The sequence below is a fragment of the Opitutia bacterium ISCC 52 genome, from assembly GCA_014529675.2.
In the GTDB taxonomy this organism is placed as follows: domain Bacteria; phylum Verrucomicrobiota; class Verrucomicrobiia; order Opitutales; family UBA2995; genus UBA2995.
This window is the reverse complement of record CP076040.1, coordinates 3,491,677-3,512,240: the sequence shown is the minus strand read 5'-3', so window position 1 is coordinate 3,512,240 and position 20,564 is coordinate 3,491,677. Positions and strand designations below refer to the sequence as shown.

Genomic DNA, 20,564 nt, shown 5'->3' with positions numbered 1-20,564 from the left:
AAAGGATGAGTAAATATGTTCTTAGGAATTTTATCGCTTAATTGTTTTGAACAGTCGCTTTCGCTCAAGAAAACGAAGGTAACAAAGGTTCTATGGATTGTTGCTTTCAGTTTTTCTTCGTTATTTTCGTTTCCTCTTTGTTCAAAATGGCGTCGCTGTTGGATCACTTTAGTTAGGTTTTTGCAGTCATCTGCATTTTCTGCGGTTAAACAAAATTAAGAAATAAAAAGTCGTGAGAAAGCGGTGGCATGTTGGGCGCAGGCAATGTCGTAAGCGGGTGCGAACCATCCAGCGTCCTCGCGGTTAATGGTGAGCGATTGATCGACCCAGGTGGGCAACTGATCCAGTCCAGCGTGTAGAGCTGCTTGTGCAGATTCCGGACCGATGCGTAAGAGTTTAATGGAGGCGGAAACAAAGTTGGCCAGATTTTGATACCCGTAGGCCATGAGACCAGCTCGTTCTGGCACTTTGAGGATTTCAAACTGCAATGCTGTTACCACAAGATGATGACCAAATACGTTTTGTTCGGCCAATAGCATTCGGTAATTTTCCACCCTTGGATCATCCCAGAGTTTCTTGAGGAGTCGAAGGCGACCTCGTCCTTGCGCTAGACTCGCTTCGCGAATTTCTGATGCCCATTTCCAGGCATCGATCTCTTGTTCTAATTCGATGAGCCCCTCAGTATCAGTCCCAATCAAAAGGTCTCTGGATAAGCGAAGGTAGGGTAGTTCCAGGCGCGCCAATGCAGGGCCGGCGTGGTCCATAAAAAATTGAGTCAGGTCCTCTCCGTTTTGGTAGCCGCAGCTTGCGGCCCATTGCTCTAGTCCCAATGAGTGAGCATAACCTCCCGTGGGAAATAGAGGATCGGAAACCTGAAGCAGTGAAGCGACCCACTGCTCGTCAGATGAAGCATCGCGAGTCATTTAATGGTGATGATGGTGATTCGAATGATCGTGCCCATGGCTATGTCCGTGATCATGATCATGATCGTGATCGTGAGAGTGACCGCCAGACTTGCTTGGTTGAAATACACGGGTGACACGTTCGAAGGCTATGGATTCACGCTCGAGCATCTGCTCCACAGCCAAATCGTCCTGTACTAGAATTCCTTTGTCCGAAAATGCGGCTTTGAAATGAAGGTTGCCGATCATCCAGCCTAGCCATGCCGCTTGTTGCCCTTCGCCCATAGGTACCAGGAAACAGGGTTCGGGTGCTTGTTCTATGACATAGGCCGTATGGGCTTCTACCAGAACGCAGTCTCCGTGGTTCAGGGCTTCAGCTACATCGAAACCAAAGTCCGTGTCATCAGCTGCTTTTCCACGCCAGCGTTTCCGGGCCAGTTTATGCCTGTCCACGGGGATTGATACATGATCGTGATGATGTGGAATCGGGTTTAACGCTTCGGTAACTAGATGCATTTTAGAATAGAAAGTAACGTTGCGCCATCGGAAGCTCGGTTGCCGGTTCGCAAGTCAGCTCCTCGCCATCTGCCGTCACAGTGTAGGTCTCTGGATCGACATCAATGTTTGGAAGATAGTCATTCATAACCATGTCATGCTTAGAGATCTTTCGAGTGTTTGCTACTGGGCGGATGATCTTCTCCAATCGGAGAGAATCTGCCACACCTGCGTCCACGGCAGCCTGGCTAACAAAGCTGATAGAAGTTCGGTGCTTTGCCTTTCCAAAAGCAGCAAATTGAGGTCGGTAATACATCGGTTGTGGTGTGGGGATGGAAGCATTGGGATCGCCCATGTTAGCCAGAGCGATCATGCCACCTTTGAGTACCAGCTCCGGCTTCACTCCGAAGAAGGCTGGTTTGAAGACAACGATGTCAGCCAGCTTCCCCACTTCAAGACTACCTACATCGGCGGTCGTTCCGCAGGCGATAGATGGATTAATCGTGTATTTGGCAATATAGCGAAGCACACGAAAGTTATCGGCCGCTGTATGCACATCGGACTCCAGCTTTCCAAACTGCTTCTTCATTTTGTCCGCTGTTTGCCAGGTGCGTATCAAGACTTCACCCACGCGCCCCATGGCTTGGCTATCGCTTGACATGATGGAAATGGCTCCTCGGTCGTGCAGAATGTCTTCGGCTGCGATGGTCTGAGGTCGAATCCTTGATTCAGCAAACGCCACGTCTTCGGGGATCTTTGAATCCAGATGATGACACACCATGAGCATATCTAAATGCTCGTCGATGGTGTTAACTGTAAAGGGACGTGTTGGATTGGTAGAGGAGGGGAGCACATTCGCTTCTCCGCAGACTTTTAAAATGTCTGGAGCATGACCTCCTCCGGCACCTTCCGAGTGGAAGGTGTGAATCACGCGGTCTTTAAATGCTTTGATGGTCGTTTCGACGAAGCCCGACTCGTTCAAAGTATCCGTATGGATGGCGACTTGAACATCCATCTCGTCCGCCACGCTGAGGCAGTGGTCGATTGCACTGGGGGTGGTTCCCCAGTCTTCGTGAAGTTTCAACCCCATGGCTCCCGCTGCCACTTGTTCGCGCAGAGCATCCAAGTTGGACGAATTCCCTTTGCCCATAAAACCGAGGTTCATAGGAAAGGCGTCTGCCGATTCCAGCATCTTCTGAATATTCCAGGGTCCAGGGGTGCAGGTGGTTGCATTAGTGCCGGTTGCTGGTCCTGTTCCACCGCCAGTCATGGTAGTTACTCCACTGGCCAAGGCTTCGTCGATTTGCTGCGGGCAAATAAAGTGAATGTGGGAATCAAATCCTCCAGCAGTTACAATATGCCCTTCGGCAGCGATCACCTCCGTGCCAGCACCTATGACCATGCCATCCGCGATCCCGGATTGAATGAGTGGATTGCCTGCGTGTCCGATACCAGAAATGCGCCCATCTTTAACTCCGATGTCGGCTTTGATAATACCGAGAATGGGATCAATGATGGTTGCATTGGTCAGGACTAGATCGAGGCAGTCTTTTCCGGTGGCAAGCGGTGATTGTCCCATGCCATCTCGGATGACTTTGCCGCCTCCAAACTTTACTTCGTTTCCGTAGCCTGCCGCTTCGGCAATCAGGTCCTTCTCGACCTCAATGAAGAGCTCTGTGTCGGCAAGGCGTACTTGATCACCCACGGTAGGTCCGAACATTTCGGCATATTGTCTTCGTGTAAATTCTAAGCTCATAACTGTCCGTCTACTTTGTTGTTAAGTCCATGGACTTCGCGTTTGCCAGCCAAGGCGACCAGCTCGACTTCCCGTATGTCACCAGGCTCAAATCGCACGGCTGTGCCCGCGGCGATATTCAGGCGGAAACCCTTCGAGGATTCTCGGTCAAATTCCAGGCCTTCGTTCACTTCGTAGAAGTGAAAATGACTCCCCACCTGAACGGGCCGGTCACCTGTATTGCTGACTTGAACGGTTAGGGTCTCAAGATCGGGATTCCCGGTTAGAAGCGCATCGGGTTCGGAAAATTTATATTCGCCTGGAATCATCGTAGTGGGTTGTGGACGGTTACAAGTTTGGTTCCATCGGGGAATGTGCCTTCAACCTGCACTTCGTGAATCATCTCTGGAACACCTTCCATCACATCATCTTTGGCCAGGATAGTGGCTCCGTAGCTCATAAGATCCGAAACCGATTTTCCATCGCGGATGCCTTCGAGTATTTCATAGGTAATAACTGCAATGGCTTCCGGGTAATTGAGTTTAAGGCCTCGGGCTTGTCGGCGCCGAGCCAGGTCGGCGGCAACGACAACCATAAGTTTTTCCTGTTCGCGGGGCGTTAGGTGCATAGACGGTGATAATTGATTAATTCGTTTATAAAGCGGATGAAGCAGCCCAAATTATGCCAACTTATGTGGCTTTGGTTATTTTTGAGGACTAGCATCTAAAACGGACCCCGGCAAGCTGGAGCTCTTAGAAATAACGCGAATATCTGTTCAAAGTGAGACTGTTTTACTCAGATTTCGGATGGGAGGGGATGGTGAAGGGAATATTCGTTGTTATGGGGCTTCTAATACGTGCTTGCTACTATTGAGGTCTTCCTCTACAAATTAACATCTTCAGCAATTTTAATTATAATCCGTCCATTATCCCAAAACATATGAAAAAGCTATTATCGATCATCGCAATTCTCGCTTTCGCAACCGGTCTTTACGCCGCTGATGAAGCAAAAACAGTAACTCTAAACGGAACTGGCACCTGTGCTAAATGCAGCCTGGGCATCGCTGAAAAGTGCACCAATGCACTTCAGGTGAAGAATAAAAATAACGACAAAGTAAGGACTTACCTCTTTGCTAAGAACATCGAGCATGGCGCCTATTTCTGTCAGGGAGAAACGGCAGGCCTGAAAGTTAAAGGTTCGGTTGCCAAAGTAGATGGTAAATTGGTTCTTACAGCTAGTTCTGTTGAGAAAACAGAAGGCTAATAAGCGATCTGCCGCATTCAATTTCAAGGGTCCCGATACCGGGGCCCTTTTTTTTGTACATCCGGTTACGAGCTTGCTTGCCAATGATTTAACTTCACCGCTTAATCGGCAATCCACTACCCCAATAGATATGATGAAGATACTGCTAACGTTTATACTGACCTTCCTTTTTTCATTTCTCAATCTTCAGGCGGCTCATCACGCGAGCAAAGCTAAGGTAAATCTACCGGACGGATTTGTCGCTCTGTTTGATGGGAAATCCAAAGATGGATGGTTTACCAACCCAAGAGGAGCACAAGAAGTATGGAAGGTGGATCCCAAAACCGGAGCCTTGGCACGCAGCCTTCAGAACGGTTACATTTGGACGGAGAAAGAATACGGCGATTTCATTCTCGATCTGGAATACAAACTCTCAAGGGGATGTAACAGTGGTGTTTTCTACCGCACCGATCCGAATAACCCTGTGCAAGGAGGGTTCGAGATTCAGCTGCTTGATTCACAAGGTGTGGACAGGGGGAAGCATGATCACGGCGCGATCTACGATGCCGTCGCTCCTAGCAGCAAACCAGCCGGCAAGGTGGGGGATTGGGACAAGCTTCGCCTTCGTGTTAAAGGCGATATCGTTCGGGTCTGGGTCAACGGAGTTAAAGTATCTGAAGCCGACCTTTCAAAATGGACCACCGCTCAGAAGAATCCGGATGGTTCCAAGAACAAGTTCAAAACCGCTTTGAATGATCTACCGAAGATGGGTCACATTGGTTTTCAAGACCACGGCCACAATGTTTTGTTTCGCAATGTGTTCCTCAAGGAACTTTAACCTTAGAGTTGTTCTATTCTTCAATTGCTTCATCGACTTTGGATTTTAAGTCGATACCGTGACCTATCATGAGTGCTACTGATAAAGATGATCCGAAGCTTCTGAGTGCTTCGGCGTCCATGCTGTTTGATGCACTGCTTCATCAAACAGAGGACCAGGTTTACTTCAAAGATCGCGAAAGCCGCTTTATTCGAGTCAGTGATGTTATGCCTGCCAAGTTTGGGCTGAAGTCGCCGGAAGAATTGATAGGCAAAACGGACTTTGACCTCTTTTCCAAGGAGCATGCGCAGCAAGCCTACGACGATGAGCAGCGGCTGATTCGAGATAATGAGCGCCTGGTTAATTTGACCGAAAAGGAAACCTGGCCCGATGGCAGTGTGACCTGGGCAACCTCGACCAAAGTTCCACTTTACTTGGGATCGGGTGAACCCGTGGGTATTATGGGTATTACGCGGGATATCACGGAGCAGGTCGTTGCTCAGCAGGCCCTCGAGGAAAGTCGGGAACAGTTGCGTCAGAAGAACGAAGAGATGGCCACCGATTTTCAGAATGCCGGGCGCGTTCAACAGCGATTGATTCCTGGCCCTATGCCGGAACACCCGGATGTAGATATTGCAGTGCTGAATTTGAGCTATTCCGATGTGGGTGGCGATGTGATTACCTTCCCGCTCGTTTCTGATAAACACCTATCCTTCCTCTTAGGGGACGTGAGCGGTCATGGGTTATCTGCCGGTTTATTTACTATTCTAGTCAAGCACCTGGCCGATTTTTACATGCCAGCAGAGTTTGCTCATCCTGAGCAGGCCTTAATCGAGCTCGATCAGCACATGAAAGGACTCATTCCTTCAGGCTTTGTCGCGGTGATGGTTGGGACCCTTGATCTTTCAGAGGATGAGTATGCAACTCTAACTTTGGCCAACGCAGCTCAACCTCCCTTGCTCTGGTACCGGGAAAGTTCCGACACCGTTGAAATCGTAAACTGCCCAAGTGAGAACGTTGTGGGATTAGGTATTTGTGATAACGTGCAGGTAACTAAATTTACAGTCGATCTAGGAGACTGTCTTCTGTTCATGACCGATGGATTAATCGAGTGTCGAAATCCAGAAGGCGTTGAATTAGGAACCGAAGGTCTGGTGGACGTGTTTAAAAATTGTGCCCGCCAACCAGTCCAAGAAGTCGTCAAAACCCTCGAAGCATATTTGAAGTCCTACTGCGGTGCCAATTATCCTCAGGACGATACCACGCTACTGGCCCTGCGCCTCAAGGAAGACTAATCGGGGGTTTTGTCGCTAAGCGCTAGCGTCAGTATGTTTTGTCTTAGGTAGGGACGCATCGCCGAGGCGTCTGTTCCAGTAAGATCAGATATTCATCGGTCGGCCCGGCGGTATGACCCTACCTTCCATGTTAATACCTTCGACATGTGGTGACAACTTATCTGCCACCCTTTCTTGTGATACAGGCGATGGGCATCCAGCCGCTGATGGCCCGTGTCGAGGTGCAGCTCATTACATCGGTTCCGTTTACCTTCTTCTTCCAGCCAATCCATCAGTGCGCCGGCGTAGCCTCGTTTGAGTTTAGTGGGATCCGTAATGAGGTCATCCAGGTAGAGCACTTTTCCCCAGGCCATGAACTCTGCGAAGCGGTAACCTGCAAGGGCTGCGATTTCATTCTCTTCATCGATGAGTGCGACCAGGTGATACCCTTGCTTCTGTTGTCGCCGGACTTTTTCAATATAGGCGTCTTCTATCAGATGAGGACGAAGCGCTCGCATGACATGAAAACTGTCGGCCAACTCCTGGCCGGTGGATATTTCTTTAATGAGACTACTCATTGGGTTGCTTTCGTTTCAGGTTTAGCGCTTCCAGAAGATACCCTGTAGACATGCAAAGCCATGCAAATCCATATATTCCAATCATTATAGTGAAAAGAAAGCTTGGGAGGTGATTGAATCCCAATCCAATGGCGGCAGCAGCCGGAATCGAAACTAAGGCTCCATACATTTGCATCCGCGTAGGGAGTGTTCCCAGTCGCCGGTGTCGTATACTCGCTCCGACTACTATTGAGAGGTAAAAGATAGCTGCTATAGAATAGAAGAAGATTAAATTCATAAATCTAGGAGAGGGTTATAACGTGCATTCAAGGTATGATTTAATCGGCTGCTGGAATCAAACTCGGAATTCACTCGAAATGTATATCCATTCATATTTTAATCTGCCTATGTCACTTTTTAAGATCCTTGTTTGTTTAGCATTTTATTTTGTAGGCGTCCTGTATTCAATTGGTAATGACAGGCCGAATATCATCGTTATTCTGGCCGATGATCTTGGTTACTCCGATATCGGTTGCTTTGGTGGTGAAATTGAAACCCCGAACCTGGATCGCTTGGCTCATGATGGGCTTCGATATTCCCAGTTTTATAATACGTCGAAATGTTGGACAACCAGGGCATCGCTTCTCACCGGAGAATATTGGCAAAAAGTAACAGTGGGAAATGGTCTCAAGCCGGAAACGATTACCGTGGCGGATCGACTCAGGGATGCTGGTTACCGAACTTACCTAAGTGGCAAATGGCATCTGGACCAGAATCGACACGACGATCCTTCGCGCAATCCGTTGGAATTTGGGTTTGATACGTTTTACGGCAACCTGCACGGCGCTGTGAGTTACTTTAATCCCTATACTCTGATGCGAGGCAAAGAGTCTGCTGCAGATGAGATTGGAGATGACTACTATCTTACAGATGCAATCAGTGAGGAGGCAGTCAAGAATGTGCGAGACCATGCGCGTGATCATGGCGAAAATCCCTTCTTTCTGTATTTGTCCTACACGGCTCCGCACTGGCCGCTCCAGGCACTTCCTGAGGACATTGCCAAGTATGAGGCCTACTATCAGGACAAGAGCTTCGAGCAATTGCGACGTGCCCGATATGAAAAGATGAAGACCCTGGGCATTTTACCTAAGAGCGGCCAGTTGTCCGAGGCAACTCACGGTGATTGGTCGAAAGTGGACCAACCCTGGAATGCCCGGCGCATGGCTGTGTTCGCTGCTATGGTTGATCGTATGGATCAGGGCATTGGTCAGGTGCTCACTGCATTGGAAGAAACCGGTCAGTTAGAAAACACCCTCATTTGTTTCATGGCCGACAACGGAGCTTCGACTGAATTGATTGGCTATAACAATGCCTTGAGTTGTCTCGGAGGAGAGGCGCTCACTAGAGATGGTCGTCCTATCAGTATCGCCGGTGAAGAAATGCCTGGAGATGAAACCACCTTTCAAGGGTATGGTCCTGATTGGGCTAATGTTTCCAACACCCCTTATCGATACTTCAAAGTCACCAGTTTTGAAGGCGGCATTCGGTCTCCGTTTATCGTTCATTGGCCAGCTGGTATCACACGAAAACACCGAGGAAGCATCGACCACCAACTGCTTAGCCATCTTATTGATTTAACTCCAACATTCTTACAGATGGCTGGGCAAGACATTCCAGATTCCATCGACGGCACGAGCGTACTCAGCTATTGGAAAGGGAAGCAAAGCGGTAACCCACAGCGCGTTCTTTTCAATGAATTTGGCAGGAGTAGTGCGATGTACGATTACCCCTGGAAATGGGTTCAGTATAGAGGTGACCGCTTTCTCTTTAACTTGGAAAAAGATGCTTCTGAAACAAACGATGTGTCTCAACAGTTCCCAAAACAATTCAACTCGATGAGGCAAAGGTTTGACCAATGGAAAGCATCGTTTGGTGACTAGGTGCACTTCCTCTAAAAAATCATAGCTTTCAAAAGAAAGGTTGTCGCACTTCATTTGCTGACAAAGAATCAGTTAAATCCAAACAATATAATCAATCATGTCCTTTCAAGATATTCGATCCACCCAAGGCCGTAAACGGCTATTTAATAGCGTTGTAGATACCATCGGAGACACTCCTTGTATTCGTATCAACAACTTGGCGCCTGATAATGTAACCGTATACGTGAAGGCCGAGTTCTTTAACCCTGCCGCTTCAGTCAAAGACCGACTGGCTATTAACATCATTGAGGCTGCTGAGCGTCGTGGAGATCTCAAGCCGGGGCAAACCGTTGTTGAGGCAACCAGTGGAAACACTGGTATTGGTTTAGCTATGGTCTGTGCAGCAAAAGGATATCCTTTGGTCGTGACGATGGCCGATAGTTTTTCTATCGAACGCCGTAAGTTGATGCGCTTTCTCGGTGCCAAAGTGGTTCTGACACCGCGTGCAGAAAAAGGATACGGCATGTATCAGAAAGCCAAGGACCTTGCTGAGAAGAACGGCTGGTTTCTAGCCCGTCAGTTTGAAAGTGCGGACAATGCTGATATCCACGAAAGTACCACTGGGCAGGAAATTATGTCTGATTTCGAGGGTCAGCGGCTTGACTATTACGTAACCGGTTATGGAACTGGCGGAACCCTTACCGGAGTGGCTCGTGTGCTTCGTAAGGAACGTCCGGATACAAAGATTATTTTGAGTGAGCCAGCCAATGCTCAGTTGATCGGATCCGGCGTCGCTCAAGGCCGAGGCGATGATAATTCTCCAGCGGTAAGTCATTCTGCATTTGAACCACATCCGGTACAAGGATGGACGCCTGACTTCATACCTTTCGTGCTACAAGAATCGATAGACAACAGTAACTACGATGAATTGATTCCTGTTCCAGGGCCGACTGCCATTGAGCATTCGCGTAAACTGGCTACTCAAGAAGGTATCTGCACCGGCATTTCCGGCGGGGCAACACTGGCTATCGCTTTACAGATTGCCGAGAAAGCCGAACCAGGATCCGTAATCCTCGCCATGCTCCCAGATACGGGCGAGCGTTACCTGTCTTCGCCTCTATTCGAAGGGATTGCTGAAGACATGACGGACGAAGAAGTCGAGTTGTCAAAATCGACGCCTGGTTACCAGATGGACTAATCGCATAAACGCAGATTTAGTTTTACCACCTTTCAGAAGGCTTGGAAGTATCGCTTCCAAGCCTTCTTTTTATCTTTTCAGTGTAAAAAAAGTCTTTTCAATTTCAGAGTTATTTTGGAATTTCTTCATCTGCGGTTCTATTAAGACTATATTGTATATTCCCGTTCATCTAGTATGGCTAAGCTAACCCGCTTCCTGCGTTTCCTCTCATCGAAACAATCTCTCTCAGAATCGTTGTCCTGGGGCATTGATCGCAACATGGGAAAGATGCGGCCCGATTATTCTATTCGCATGGATCGGGAGGATATCCCCGTTTGTGAGGGGGTATATATCCAAGTCTATAATAAGGAATTGAGGCTTGGAAGAGGACCAGCCTGTTCCTTATTCATGCTAGAGGAAGAGGTTCTAAGAATCGATTGCTTTGGGAAAGGAGCGGGGCACTTACATATTGCATTCTTTCTTCCTGGTTCAGGTGAGAATAGATTATGGATGCACGAAGCTACGGTTGAAGAGCAAGTCGCTCGAGCGAAGTTCGAGCTTCATCGGAATTTTAGGTACTATCAGGCTAGAGTCCCTAATCCAAAGATTCGGGCCCTTGAAATTGGTCGACGGGAGATGAAGGCAGCCAGTCAATTGGCCTTCGAAAAGATGACCCGTTTTATTGAGTTGTTTCCTGAAGGCGAATTCGTCTGATACGAGGCGTACGGCGATGATATAGATTAAAATACTTTCATCTGGGTAAAGGTATATTGCCAATCGTCAGGATGCCCTGATAAAAAGGAGGCATGTTCAACAAGTCTCGTTTCTTTTTTCTAATCGGTACATTCATTTGCCCGCTTCTTTTTATCAATTTGCAGGCCCAGAGTCCTGCCACTCAGCGTTTGCTGGACCGGAATAAAATCCTTGGCCCGCAAATTATTAAAGTGGCTGAGAACGTCTATACGGCTGTTGGCTACTCGGCTTCAACCAACACGATGATAGTCGGGGATGACGGAGTGATCATCATCGACCCGGGACAACAAGTTCCTCTCGCTCAGCGAGCTCGGGCCGAATTTGAGAAAATTACCAAAAAGCCCGTTTTGGCGATGATCTACACCCATGCTCACTTTGATCACACGGGCGGTGCAGGAGCATTTTACGAAGAGGGAAGTGATATGCAGATCTGGGCCCGTGACAACTTTGGGTCAGAGCAGCATCGCAATGAAGAGGTCGGTTTTTCAGGCGGGATTCGCAGGGCCAATTCCCAGGGATTTGATTTGAATCCGGAACAACAAATCAGCGTGGGCATCGCCATCCCTCCCTATGATCGCCTTCGGGGAAACGCATTTGGAGGAGGCGAGCAAGCAGCCCGGAGTGGTGCTACACGTCAGCGTGGTGGAGTCAGCGGACCCAGGGCAGGCATTGATCCAACGCACACTTTTTCCGAGGACCGGAAAGTAATCGAAATTGCAGGCATCAAGCTCGAGCTGGTGAAGGCACCTGGTGAAACGGACGATCAACTATACGTTTGGTATCCGGATAAGAGGATCGTGTTTGCGGGCGATAATTTTTACCAATCCTGGCCTAATGTCTATCCTCTGCGTGGTACCGCTCGACGGTCGACCCGGGATTGGATCAAAAGTATCGATGCCATGGTGCAAGAGAATCCTAAGCATGTGGTCGGAGGTCATACTCCACCGATTCTCAATGATGCACTCGAAGTGCTTACAAACTACCGCGATGCGATTAAATACGTATACGATAAAACCATTGAAGGTGCGTCCAATTACATGACCCCTGATGAGTTGGTTGAATACGCGGCACTGCCTGAGAAATATGCTAAACTCGATTACCTGGGCGATTACTATGGTACCGTGGAAGGTACTATTCGCGATATTTATGCTCAGGATCTAGGTTGGTTCGATGGGAATGTAATGACCCTGCACCGCGAATCTCCTGTACAACAGTCTCAGCGTATAGCCGATCTAGTGGGTGGCGCTGGCGTATTGTTTGGTAAGGCAAAGAACGCCCTGAAAGGTGGCGATGCATTAGGTGCGGCCCAGCTTGCACAACATGTGATTCGCCTTCAGCCAGACAACAAGGAAGCCAAGATTCTCATGTCAGATGCTTTGTATATTGTTGGTGAAGCCACCTTCAATGCTCCCGTGCGGAATATGACCCTTTCTACCGCGAATCGCTACAAGCGTCTTGCGAATGAGGAGTAGCTGAAATTCGACGGTCGCCTCATCTTCACATGAAATTCGTGATCCCTATCATTATCTCACTTTTTCTTGGGGGCCTTGGATTGGTCGCCGAGGAGGCACCGTTTGCCGTTCACAAGGGCCTCGTTTATTCAGAAGTAAGTGGCGGGATTACGCTTGATTTGTTCGTTCCGGAAACAGCGAGTGAACCCGTCCCTTGTATCCTGGTGATACAGGGCGGAGGCTTCAACGCCCAGGATGGGCAGAAGTTTCGACCCTTTGCTGAATATTTGGCTGAACAGGGTTTGGCGGCTGCGCTCATAGCTTATCGTGGACGACCCAATCATCAGTACAAGGATACAGTTGCAGACACGAAGGCTGCGGTCAGGTTTGTTCGCAAAATAGCTGAACAATATTCCATAGATCCCGAGCGCATAGGTGCCATGGGACGTTCGGCGGGAGGAACCCTGGCCGGACTTTTGGCGGTGACCGGTGGTATGGAATCGTTCGAAGGTGAGGGTGGGCATCCTGATTACTCCAGTCGTATTCAAGCGGCCGTTGCCTATGCTGGTGTCTTTGATTTTGTGAGCCGTTTTACCGATGAGAAGCAGATCGCGCTGCAACCCAATGTGGAGACTAAGGTGATCTCGAATGGAAAGTGGGTAGGGCCTTCTTTTTCACCGGATGGCAAAGATTGGATCCATGCATCCGTAATCACACATGTGGATAAAGAGGATCCACCCATCTTGCTTATTCATTGTGAAGACGACGCTACCGTTCCCTGGCTTCAATCTGAGCTCCTTTTCGAAGCAATGAAAGAGGTCGGCGCGGATGTATCTCAGATTTACTACAAGGAAGGGGGCCATGGGTTCAAAGGACGTGGAGAACAATCGATGGCTTCCATGGTAGAATTCTTTAAGGAAACATTATGAGAAAGATTACGCTGATCGGTTTATGTCTTCTGGCTTTCACAGCTGGTTCATTTAGTAGAGAACTGGAGATTGTAGCCCATCGAGGTGCTAACCACTTGGCTCCTGAGAATACCTTCGCCGCCGCGCAGAAGTGTGTTCAGCTACGCGTTGACTATGTCGAGGTAGACGTTCGAACCAGTCAGGATGGAGTGATGTATGTCATTCACGATAAGACACTCGATCGGACAACCAATGGTACGGGTCCGGTTGTGGAGCGGGATTCATCCTATATCGACTCCCTTGATGCTGGAAGTTGGTTCAGTTCTGAATTCTCTGGTGAGAAAGTCCCTCGTCTGGATGCCTTTCTAAAGAGCTTCAGTGGCAGGATCAAAATCTATTTTGATGTGAAGGGCGCTGATCTGCGAGAGCTGCTAAAACTGATTTATGAGCTTGGTTATGAGGACGACTGCTTCTTTTGGTTCTCCAATGATGAGAAGGCTAGAGAGCTGCGAAGCCTGGATCCTGTCATTCCTCTAAAAATGAATGCGGTTGATGTGGCTGGTTTAGAACGAGTATTGGACTTTAATCCTCAATTGATCGAATACCGACTCGAGCATCTGACTCCCGCCTTTATTGCCTTTTGCAGGGAAAACAACCTCAAGCTCATGGCGCATGCGTTACAAGAAGGTGCGGAAACTAACTACCAGAGGATTCTCGATTCCGCCGCTGGTATGGTGAATCTCGACCGGGCCGATGAGATGATCGAATTGCTCAACCAAGCAAACGGTGAGGATCCCATTCGCATGACCTTGGATTATGATGGATCGAAGCGAGAGTACTTTGTCCGCTTGCCCATGGATTTCGATCCTCGGAAGTCCTATTGGCCCCTAGTAACTGTGCACGGAGGCAATGGGAATGGCAGGACTCACTTCCTCGCCAAGGCTGCACGTCAGGAAGCCAATCGCCAAGGTCTCGAGGCTATTGTCATTTCTCCGAGCTTTTCCAATGAAGATTTTCAGGCGAGCCGATTCCCCGATCTTGGGGAAGGTCCGTTCCTTGAAGCTGTGCTCAAGGATGTCCGTTCGAAATATGATCTTGAAGAAAAGATTCTCATCACTGGCTACTCTCGAGGTGGCCAATTTTCACATCGTTATGCGCTTAGAAATCCGGAAGGCGTCTTAGCTGCCGCTCCCTGTGCATCGGGCACTTGGACTACACCCGATGGCCATCTACTAATCGAAGCAATTGGAGAAGTCGCAGACCCAGAAACTTATCTTCAAGAAACCGAAGACCTTAGTCAGGTTCCGGAGCGTCTGCATGGTATGTTCAACCAACGTGTGGGCAGCGCTGCCGGCTTGAAGGCTGTGGATGGATCGAAGAATGTTCCTTTCCTTGTCATGTGTGGTTCCTTGGATACTCGGTGGGATATAGCGCGATCTTTCGCTGATAGCCTAAAAGGCTTGGGTTATGAGGTAGAGACTTCTTGGCCACGTACTCCACATGGAGGAAGAAACAGCCAGGAGTTTCAGTGGGAGTCTGAAAAATATTCCCGTGAGGCCATTAGATTTTTTAAGCGCACGATCACAAAAAAAGAGACAGCCGAATGACTGCCTCTTTGGAGAATTTTGATATCGATCAATTTACTTTGCGCTGATTGGGATAACCGCGATGGCATCACCCCAGTGAAGCTTCATGTCCGCTGAGTTATTACTTAGATTAGTAAAGTAAATAGCGAACCATTCATTAGGATGATTCTCTCTTGTTAGCTTAGCTGTTGCTCGGACGACATCTTTAGATTCGTCGTATTGAGTTCCCCACGACAACTTGGAATTGATTATAATATCCATAGTTTTGTCATCGGCGTTTGGTTTTGTATACATGGAGTAAGTACCCGCCTTCACAGATGCATCCCCAATCATTATATCGTCAGATAGAGTAATGACTGTCGATTCGTTGGCTCCGGTCCGCCAGACCTTTCCATCGGGAACCATGTCTTCGATTTTACGTCCTTTGAGTCCCGGGCGGCCATAGGTAATGGATATAACGGTAGTTCCAATGGTTTGACTGACTTCAGCATTGGGGCTTGGGCGTGCCTTTCCGTTTCCACGTTTTTGAGCGAAGCTGAAAGAGCTCGTGGCCAATAATATAGCCAGAGCAACGGCACTGATTCTGATAAGTGATTTCATAGATGATGTATGTGATGATTGTTTGAGGTTGAAATGGCTTTAAATTAATTTTTTGGAGGCGTGATCATAATGTGAGCTCTATGGGTGCCAGGATTCATGATCCACGGGCCACCTGGAATTTGGGGCGCCAGTGGAAGCCCAGTGCTTTCTGGGGTAGCAAAAGGGATATAAAACACCCAGCGCAGAAACTTGTTTTCAATTTCCTGGGTCTCCTCATTTACCTTTCCTGTTAGAATAGCCAGCAGGGCTCGCTCAGGCATTTCAAGTTTTCCGGCTTTTATCTCTTCCTCCCGAATATCAAAAATTTCTTTTTCAGATTTGCCTTCTTTGCGAAGTGCTCTGGCACGAGCCATGAAGGGTTCCAGGCTTTTGTGGTAGCAGGCTACGCTGAAGTTCTTTTTCTTTGGATCGTCAGCCAGGCAAATCAGGTCATTGCTGCCTTCGCGAAGCACAGCGAGAGTGCCATCGCTACGGTAACCCATTACAGTTGCGTTCTCTCGATCGGATTCTTGTGCCGCTAAAACCGCGGTTGTGATCTGCCAGTATACGGATGGAACTTTGGTTTCAGCATAAGAAACTAAAGTGCTTAGGAGGGTAATTAGAGTTAGGGGTAATAGTGCTTTCATAATTTTGAATAATGGTGACATGATACGTTGGTGGCAAGTGTGCTTCCGAATCATGAATAGTTATTAATGCTTCATGACCTGGTGGTAAGCTTCCAGGTAAGATTTGACGACGGCATCGGCCGAAAAAGAAGTTATGGCTCGGTCTTGCGCCGCGGATCCCATTTGTTTTCTTAGCTCGGGATTGTCAGCTAGCGTGGCAATCGCGTGCCCAAGTTTTTCTGAGTCCCCAAAGGGTGCCATGAATCCCGTTGAAGGATCCTTCACAACTTCTGGAATTCCACCCACATCAAACGAGGCGCTGGGTAACCCATAGCGCATGCCTTCCAATATGCCCAGGCAGAAGCTTTCATACTCCGAGGAGTAAACAGTGAAGTCTGCAGCGGCGTAGTAGTTGTCTATGTCAAATACATCATCGGCTACGATTACATGATCTTGTAATTCCCGATCCGCGATGAGTTGTTTAACTTTTGCGGGATCAGCACCTGCCAGAATGACCATCTTGAAAGTTGCTTTGGCAATCGCCACCTTCACTGCATCCAGCAGCAAGTCTATGCGCTTAATGGTTCTTAGATTCGATGCGTGGAGAGCAAGTGGTTCATCTCCCACACCCAGTGATGCTCGAATGTTCTCTCGTGTATCCGTCACCGGTCTGGGCTCATAGAAATTCGGAATGACTTCGATGTCCTGCTTCAGCTCAAACAGGTCCAGAGTACGCTCTTTGAGATTATTGGAAACGCAAGTGACCAGATCTGAAGCTTCAAGGACGTGTTGAAGCAGGGACCGATACTCCGGCATTGCTCCCAGATAAACAATGTCCGTGCCATGCAAGGTTGTGATGATTGGGGGTGCGGCTTCGCCAATCAATTCCTTTGCTATCCAGGCTGCTGCTGTGTGTGGGATTGCATAGTGTGCATGCACTACATCGATCTTATGATTTCTGCAAACCTCAGCAATACGGGTGGCCAAGGGCAGGGTGTGATCTGGGCTGGTGAAAAGAGGAAATTCAACCGGTGTCGATTCACAGAAGTGGATTCCTGGACGATCGTTTTTCAAACGATGAGGTGGACGCTCAGATACCACGTAAACCTGGTGTCCCCATTCCGCCAGTTTGTGACCGAGCTCAGTCGCGAGAATGCCACTACCACCGATGGTAGGATGACACAGGAGCGCGATGTTGAGGGATTCTGGCATCGGTTCCTAGAATCTTTGACTCTTAAAGTTGCTCAAATCTTCTGACGAACTGGCAAGCAAAGGACTTTCCGAAAACAATCGTTGTGCCGAGTGAACACCCACTTGAATTCCATAGACGCGAGCCCTCGAGAGCTGAAGGTCGATGTAATCCATGTTTTTCACTTGGCTCGCGTGGCACTCCATCAATTCCTTCCATCGTTCTACATGGCTGGATACATCCACCAGGATCGAGTTGAGTCCATCACCATCATTACCTCCGCTGGAAATTTCATAAAACAAAAGCAGTTGGGCGGTGTGAGGTGACTGATCTTCCAAGCCCGGGGTTTTCCCATATCGAGCCAGGCGGTGAGCATCACGGACTAACAGATGGGCCTCTCGATGATCCGGGTGCTGGTTCAAGTGACCGGTTGGCGCAAGAAGGATGTCTGGCTGAAGTCTTCGGATCTCTTTGGCTAAGGTTAAAGTAGCCTCTAAGTTGACTCTGATACCTGTGTCTCCTCCGGCTTTCACAAAATGCAAAGTCGCTCCCAGTAAGGTGGCTGCGTATTGTGCCTCTACTTCTCTTGTCGATCCGTCTCCTTGAGTCCCTGCTTCTCCTTTGGACAAGACAACCAGAGTTACCAGAGCTCCTTTGTCGACCGCATCCAATAGAAAGGCACCACAGCCAAATTCAATGTCATCCGGGTGGGCCCCAACTGCCACAATACGTTTACCATTCATGATCTATATCTGTATAAGCTTCTCCAGATCTATCAATATCGTCTCGCTTTACGAACTCTATTTCAGGCGCTTCCTCTGTATTCAGGTATTGGGTCTCACCGGCACCCGTTACGTAGTGCGTGCAATGGACAATCGATTGCATCCAGAGCAGGCGAGTATCCCTTGTGGGGCTGATTTGTGATTTCTCAATCCCATCCACTGGTACCTCAAAGTAGTTACTGCCTCCTTTGTATAGATAGTAGCCTCCATCCTTGAACCGTGCTCGGACGGTTTCGCCTTCATACGGAACATCCGCAAAGTGGTCGTCTACGTCGATCGCTTGCTTCCTTAGTTCGGGGTCGCTCGATCGAACAAGTTCAATGCCATCCATCAGTCCCATGCCTCGATACATCTCGATGCAAAACTCAGTGACATTGTCCGACTCGACATCGGAAAATACGTCGACGCATTCCGGACCTACCAGGTTGGGAAGACAACGCCGGGTTTTTTCCTTCCACTCTGGTTTGATGGTCTTGCAATAAAGCGGGGAGTAAAGTTTCTGGGTCTTGTTGAGGACTTCGAAATTAACGCGCTCAATTTTATTGGTATGCCGATTGGTAAGTTTCGAGCATGTCTCCCGATGATCGTGGTCACTGTCGTGGAGGAAAAAAATAATCTTTCCGCCGATCTCGGACTGCAGTCGTCGAGCGGTCCTAATTTTCGAAAACACAAAACGATTCGGAAAAATACCGCAGGGCTGCTGCCCGAAGCATATGACGGGTTCGCTCATTAGGCTTCAACTTGCTTGCTACCAGAGAATGTCTGTATGATTAAACTCAATACGATCACCAGGACGCAAGCAATCAGGTTATACCACAGGTAACCAATCTCAATGAAGTTGGTGAAGTAGATGACGAGAACGGATATCTGGGCGATAACGGCGGCAATAAAAGCCGCGTGGGCTCCGATGCGCTTGATAAAGAAGGCTGCCAGGAAAAGTCCGAGCACCGTGCCATAAAATAGGGACCCTACAATGTTCACCGCTTCGATCAGGCTTTCTACCATGCTGGCAAACAGCGCAAACAGAATGGCCAGCCCTCCCCAGATGGCGGTGAAGATGCGCGATGCCCTCATGTAATGACGGTCGCCGCGGTCTTTCACAAAGTGATTCTGGTAAAAGTCGACGGTAGAGATGGTGGAGAGTGCACTCAGTTCGGAAGCCGTGGAAGACATCGCCGCACTCAGTATTACCGCAACCAGCAATCCGATGAGGCCGATGGGGAGTTCATTGAGCACAAAATGTATGAACACATAATCCGTTTCCTTCATGCTCGCTTGTCCGGTGACCGTCGCAATGTGATCCTTCAGGTTGGCGCGAGCTTCCTTGATTTCAGCTCCGGCTGTTTGAACCTCCAACTTCGAGCTTGCTGCAAGGACTTCATCTCCTGATCGCATTGCATTTACATAGTCGGTCAAAGCAGATTGCTGACTCTCGAAGTTTTCCGTAAATGCATCTTCAAGATTCTGGTAGGCCAGGGCATCCTGTTCCATGGCCGTTTCCGTCATGGATGCAGGGAGGAAGGTGGCTGGAGGTTTTTCCCATTGATAAAATACGAACACTAATACGCCCAATAGCAGGATCATGAACTGCATCGGCACTTTAAGGAGCGCATTAAACATTAGGCCCAGACGACTGTCTCGTATCGAGTGGCCTGACATATAACGTTGTGCCTGTGACTGGTCGGTCCCGAAGTATGAGAGGGACAGAAAGAAGCCTCCCAAAAGACCGGACCAGAGTGTATAGCGCTTGTTGATATCGAATGAGAAATCAATCACGTTCAGGTGTCCGAGCGCTCCGGCTACACTCAGGTTTTCCACAAAGCCAGCATGATTGGAGATCTTGTAAACCACAATTCCAAATGCGATGGCCATCCCCGTCAGAATCACAGTCATTTGGTATCTGTGAGTTAGGCTGACCGCATGATTACCTCCTGTAACTGTGTAAATGATGACGGCTAATCCCACGCCGATGACAGTCGTATTCATGTCCCACCCGAGCACACTCGTTAGAATGATCGATGGAGCGTAAATGGTTATGCCTGCAGAAAAGCCACGTTGAATGAGAAAGATAATACTACCCAGCGTACGCGTCTTCGTATCAAATCGATGTTCGAGAAACTCATAGACCGAACGCAGTTCCAGCTTGTAATACATGGGGACAAATACCACCGCAATCAGGATCAAAGCCAAAGGCATGCCGAAGTAGTTCTGCACAAACGCCATGCCGCTGTCATAAGCGAGGCCGGGTGTGGAGAGGAAGGTGATCGCGCTGGCTTGGGTCGCCATCACTGAGAGTCCGATGGTGCCCCAGTGGTTTGAACTACCTCTCAGGAATTCGTCCAGTTTTCTGTCGTTGCGTGTCTTCCAAACGCCGAAGAATACAATGGAGATCAGGGTGCTACCCAGAACTATGATATCGAATGTGCTCATGTATGATACGAAACTCGTTTCTTAGGCGAAAGCGTTCGTAAGCCAGGCGTAAATTGCGATCTGTGACACGAGAGCCACAACCACAAGGATATACAAGCGTGTCCAGCCAGAGCTGCTCTCGTCTTTTACCGACGACATCACT

The 20,564-nt window shown here is 48.7% G+C and carries 22 protein-coding genes; 9 read left to right on the top strand and 13 right to left on the bottom strand.

All coding sequences use genetic code 11. The features are described from left to right. Positions 1 to 215 precede the first annotated feature (215 nt). Genes GA003_14945 through GA003_14925 form a run of 5 tightly spaced genes read right to left on the bottom strand, consistent with a single transcriptional unit; the run spans position 216 to position 3,760 of the window. Positions 216 to 923 (bottom strand): hypothetical protein, encoded by a 708-nt coding sequence (locus GA003_14945; GenBank protein QXD27302.1) that lies wholly within the window; start codon positions 921 to 923, stop codon positions 216 to 218. Then, a complete protein-coding gene (locus GA003_14940; GenBank protein QXD27301.1) occupies positions 924 to 1,418 on the bottom strand; it encodes a hypothetical protein in 495 nt (164 codons plus the stop codon). 1 nt (position 1,419) lies between these two features. Further along, positions 1,420 to 3,153: an urease subunit alpha gene (gene ureC / locus GA003_14935; protein QXD27300.1), complete on the bottom strand. Its 1,734-nt coding sequence runs from the start codon at positions 3,151 to 3,153 to the stop codon at positions 1,420 to 1,422. Beyond that, the gene (locus tag GA003_14930) at positions 3,150 to 3,461 is read right to left on the bottom strand and encodes an urease subunit beta (GenBank protein QXD27299.1); all 312 of its coding nucleotides are present in this window, start codon (positions 3,459 to 3,461) and stop codon (positions 3,150 to 3,152) included. The genes ureC and GA003_14930 overlap by 4 nt, the downstream gene beginning before the upstream one ends. Then, entirely contained in the window at positions 3,458 to 3,760 is a 303-nt protein-coding gene (locus GA003_14925; protein QXD27298.1) for an urease subunit gamma, read from the bottom strand. Before GA003_14925 ends, GA003_14930 begins: the two co-directional genes overlap by 4 nt. A gap of 311 nt (positions 3,761 to 4,071) precedes the next feature. Here GA003_14925 and GA003_14920 point away from each other — a divergent pair, with 311 nt between their 5' ends. The 3 genes from GA003_14920 to GA003_14910 all read left to right on the top strand — a co-directional run bounded on the left by GA003_14920 (position 4,072) and on the right by GA003_14910 (position 6,486). Beyond that, positions 4,072 to 4,395: a hypothetical protein gene (locus GA003_14920; GenBank protein ID QXD27297.1), complete on the top strand. Its 324-nt coding sequence runs from the start codon at positions 4,072 to 4,074 to the stop codon at positions 4,393 to 4,395. 130 nt (positions 4,396 to 4,525) lie between these two features. Continuing rightward, the gene (locus GA003_14915) at positions 4,526 to 5,212 is read left to right on the top strand and encodes a DUF1080 domain-containing protein (protein ID QXD27296.1); all 687 of its coding nucleotides are present in this window, start codon (positions 4,526 to 4,528) and stop codon (positions 5,210 to 5,212) included. Positions 5,213 to 5,280: 68 nt separating this feature from the next. Next, positions 5,281 to 6,486 carry a SpoIIE family protein phosphatase gene (locus GA003_14910; GenBank protein ID QXD27295.1) on the top strand — a complete coding sequence of 402 codons (1,206 nt, stop codon included), beginning with the start codon at positions 5,281 to 5,283 and terminating at the stop codon, positions 6,484 to 6,486. 92 nt (positions 6,487 to 6,578) lie between these two features. Here GA003_14910 and GA003_14905 read toward each other — a convergent pair whose 3' ends face one another. Both GA003_14905 and GA003_14900 read right to left on the bottom strand, forming a co-directional pair. Beyond that, on the bottom strand, positions 6,579 to 7,043 hold the full coding sequence (locus GA003_14905) for a GNAT family N-acetyltransferase (protein ID QXD27294.1): 465 nt from the start codon (positions 7,041 to 7,043) through the stop codon (positions 6,579 to 6,581). Further along, positions 7,036 to 7,320 carry a hypothetical protein gene (locus tag GA003_14900; protein QXD27293.1) on the bottom strand — a complete coding sequence of 95 codons (285 nt, stop codon included), beginning with the start codon at positions 7,318 to 7,320 and terminating at the stop codon, positions 7,036 to 7,038. The genes GA003_14905 and GA003_14900 overlap by 8 nt, the downstream gene beginning before the upstream one ends. Positions 7,321 to 7,429: 109 nt before the next feature. Between GA003_14900 and GA003_14895 the strand changes: the two genes are divergently transcribed. From GA003_14895 to GA003_14870, 6 genes are all read left to right on the top strand, one after another. Continuing rightward, positions 7,430 to 8,962 (top strand): arylsulfatase, encoded by a 1,533-nt coding sequence (locus GA003_14895; protein ID QXD27292.1) that lies wholly within the window; start codon positions 7,430 to 7,432, stop codon positions 8,960 to 8,962. A gap of 97 nt (positions 8,963 to 9,059) precedes the next feature. Beyond that, a complete protein-coding gene (gene cysK / locus GA003_14890; GenBank protein QXD27291.1) occupies positions 9,060 to 10,139 on the top strand; it encodes a cysteine synthase A in 1,080 nt (359 codons plus the stop codon). 174 nt (positions 10,140 to 10,313) lie between these two features. Beyond that, on the top strand, positions 10,314 to 10,832 hold the full coding sequence (locus GA003_14885) for a hypothetical protein (GenBank protein ID QXD27290.1): 519 nt from the start codon (positions 10,314 to 10,316) through the stop codon (positions 10,830 to 10,832). A 92-nt stretch (positions 10,833 to 10,924) separates the two neighbouring features. Further along, positions 10,925 to 12,343: an alkyl/aryl-sulfatase gene (locus tag GA003_14880; GenBank protein ID QXD27289.1), complete on the top strand. Its 1,419-nt coding sequence runs from the start codon at positions 10,925 to 10,927 to the stop codon at positions 12,341 to 12,343. 29 nt (positions 12,344 to 12,372) lie between these two features. Continuing rightward, positions 12,373 to 13,251 carry an alpha/beta hydrolase gene (locus tag GA003_14875; protein ID QXD27288.1) on the top strand — a complete coding sequence of 293 codons (879 nt, stop codon included), beginning with the start codon at positions 12,373 to 12,375 and terminating at the stop codon, positions 13,249 to 13,251. Next, positions 13,248 to 14,837, top strand: a complete 1,590-nt coding sequence (locus GA003_14870) for a hypothetical protein (protein ID QXD27287.1) — start codon at positions 13,248 to 13,250, stop codon at positions 14,835 to 14,837. Before GA003_14875 ends, GA003_14870 begins: the two co-directional genes overlap by 4 nt. 33 nt (positions 14,838 to 14,870) lie before the next feature. Here GA003_14870 and GA003_14865 read toward each other — a convergent pair whose 3' ends face one another. The 6 genes from GA003_14865 to GA003_14840 all read right to left on the bottom strand — a co-directional run bounded on the left by GA003_14865 (position 14,871) and on the right by GA003_14840 (position 20,422). Then, entirely contained in the window at positions 14,871 to 15,416 is a 546-nt protein-coding gene (locus GA003_14865; protein ID QXD27286.1) for a DUF2911 domain-containing protein, read from the bottom strand. A gap of 44 nt (positions 15,417 to 15,460) precedes the next feature. Then, positions 15,461 to 16,042 carry a hypothetical protein gene (locus tag GA003_14860; protein ID QXD27285.1) on the bottom strand — a complete coding sequence of 194 codons (582 nt, stop codon included), beginning with the start codon at positions 16,040 to 16,042 and terminating at the stop codon, positions 15,461 to 15,463. Positions 16,043 to 16,105: 63 nt separating this feature from the next. Continuing rightward, entirely contained in the window at positions 16,106 to 17,233 is a 1,128-nt protein-coding gene (gene bshA, locus GA003_14855; protein QXD27284.1) for an N-acetyl-alpha-D-glucosaminyl L-malate synthase BshA, read from the bottom strand. A 6-nt stretch (positions 17,234 to 17,239) separates the two neighbouring features. After that, on the bottom strand, positions 17,240 to 17,953 hold the full coding sequence (locus GA003_14850; GenBank protein ID QXD27283.1) for a PIG-L family deacetylase: 714 nt from the start codon (positions 17,951 to 17,953) through the stop codon (positions 17,240 to 17,242). Further along, positions 17,943 to 18,722: a hypothetical protein gene (locus GA003_14845; GenBank protein QXD27282.1), complete on the bottom strand. Its 780-nt coding sequence runs from the start codon at positions 18,720 to 18,722 to the stop codon at positions 17,943 to 17,945. Before GA003_14845 ends, GA003_14850 begins: the two co-directional genes overlap by 11 nt. Continuing rightward, complete coding sequence (locus GA003_14840) at positions 18,722 to 20,422, bottom strand: sodium:solute symporter (protein ID QXD27281.1); 1,701 nt, start codon at positions 20,420 to 20,422, stop codon at positions 18,722 to 18,724. Before GA003_14840 ends, GA003_14845 begins: the two co-directional genes overlap by 1 nt. Between the last annotated feature and the right edge of the window lie 142 nt (positions 20,423 to 20,564).

Excerpts from the sequence above, each read along its gene's own strand:
- GA003_14915 (QXD27296.1), top strand. The coding sequence starts at position 4,526 with ATGATGAAGATACTGCTAACGTTTATACTGACCTTCCTTTTTTCATTT.
- GA003_14880 (QXD27289.1), top strand. The coding sequence starts at position 10,925 with ATGTTCAACAAGTCTCGTTTCTTTTTTCTAATCGGTACATTCATTTGC.
- GA003_14845 (QXD27282.1), bottom strand. The coding sequence starts at position 18,722 with ATGAGCGAACCCGTCATATGCTTCGGGCAGCAGCCCTGCGGTATTTTT.
- GA003_14870 (QXD27287.1), top strand. The coding sequence starts at position 13,248 with ATGAGAAAGATTACGCTGATCGGTTTATGTCTTCTGGCTTTCACAGCT.
- GA003_14885 (QXD27290.1), top strand. The coding sequence starts at position 10,314 with ATGGCTAAGCTAACCCGCTTCCTGCGTTTCCTCTCATCGAAACAATCT.
- GA003_14945 (QXD27302.1), bottom strand. The coding sequence starts at position 923 with ATGACTCGCGATGCTTCATCTGACGAGCAGTGGGTCGCTTCACTGCTT.
- GA003_14940 (QXD27301.1), bottom strand. The coding sequence starts at position 1,418 with ATGCATCTAGTTACCGAAGCGTTAAACCCGATTCCACATCATCACGAT.
- GA003_14865 (QXD27286.1), bottom strand. The coding sequence starts at position 15,416 with ATGAAATCACTTATCAGAATCAGTGCCGTTGCTCTGGCTATATTATTG.
- bshA (QXD27284.1), bottom strand. The coding sequence starts at position 17,233 with ATGCCAGAATCCCTCAACATCGCGCTCCTGTGTCATCCTACCATCGGT.
- GA003_14850 (QXD27283.1), bottom strand. The coding sequence starts at position 17,953 with ATGAATGGTAAACGTATTGTGGCAGTTGGGGCCCACCCGGATGACATT.
- GA003_14900 (QXD27293.1), bottom strand. The coding sequence starts at position 7,320 with ATGAATTTAATCTTCTTCTATTCTATAGCAGCTATCTTTTACCTCTCA.
- GA003_14925 (QXD27298.1), bottom strand. The coding sequence starts at position 3,760 with ATGCACCTAACGCCCCGCGAACAGGAAAAACTTATGGTTGTCGTTGCC.
- GA003_14920 (QXD27297.1), top strand. The coding sequence starts at position 4,072 with ATGAAAAAGCTATTATCGATCATCGCAATTCTCGCTTTCGCAACCGGT.
- GA003_14895 (QXD27292.1), top strand. The coding sequence starts at position 7,430 with ATGTCACTTTTTAAGATCCTTGTTTGTTTAGCATTTTATTTTGTAGGC.
- GA003_14910 (QXD27295.1), top strand. The coding sequence starts at position 5,281 with ATGAGTGCTACTGATAAAGATGATCCGAAGCTTCTGAGTGCTTCGGCG.
- GA003_14930 (QXD27299.1), bottom strand. The coding sequence starts at position 3,461 with ATGATTCCAGGCGAATATAAATTTTCCGAACCCGATGCGCTTCTAACC.
- GA003_14840 (QXD27281.1), bottom strand. The coding sequence starts at position 20,422 with ATGAGCACATTCGATATCATAGTTCTGGGTAGCACCCTGATCTCCATT.
- GA003_14905 (QXD27294.1), bottom strand. The coding sequence starts at position 7,043 with ATGAGTAGTCTCATTAAAGAAATATCCACCGGCCAGGAGTTGGCCGAC.
- ureC (QXD27300.1), bottom strand. The coding sequence starts at position 3,153 with ATGAGCTTAGAATTTACACGAAGACAATATGCCGAAATGTTCGGACCT.
- cysK (QXD27291.1), top strand. The coding sequence starts at position 9,060 with ATGTCCTTTCAAGATATTCGATCCACCCAAGGCCGTAAACGGCTATTT.
- GA003_14875 (QXD27288.1), top strand. The coding sequence starts at position 12,373 with ATGAAATTCGTGATCCCTATCATTATCTCACTTTTTCTTGGGGGCCTT.
- GA003_14860 (QXD27285.1), bottom strand. The coding sequence starts at position 16,042 with ATGAAAGCACTATTACCCCTAACTCTAATTACCCTCCTAAGCACTTTA.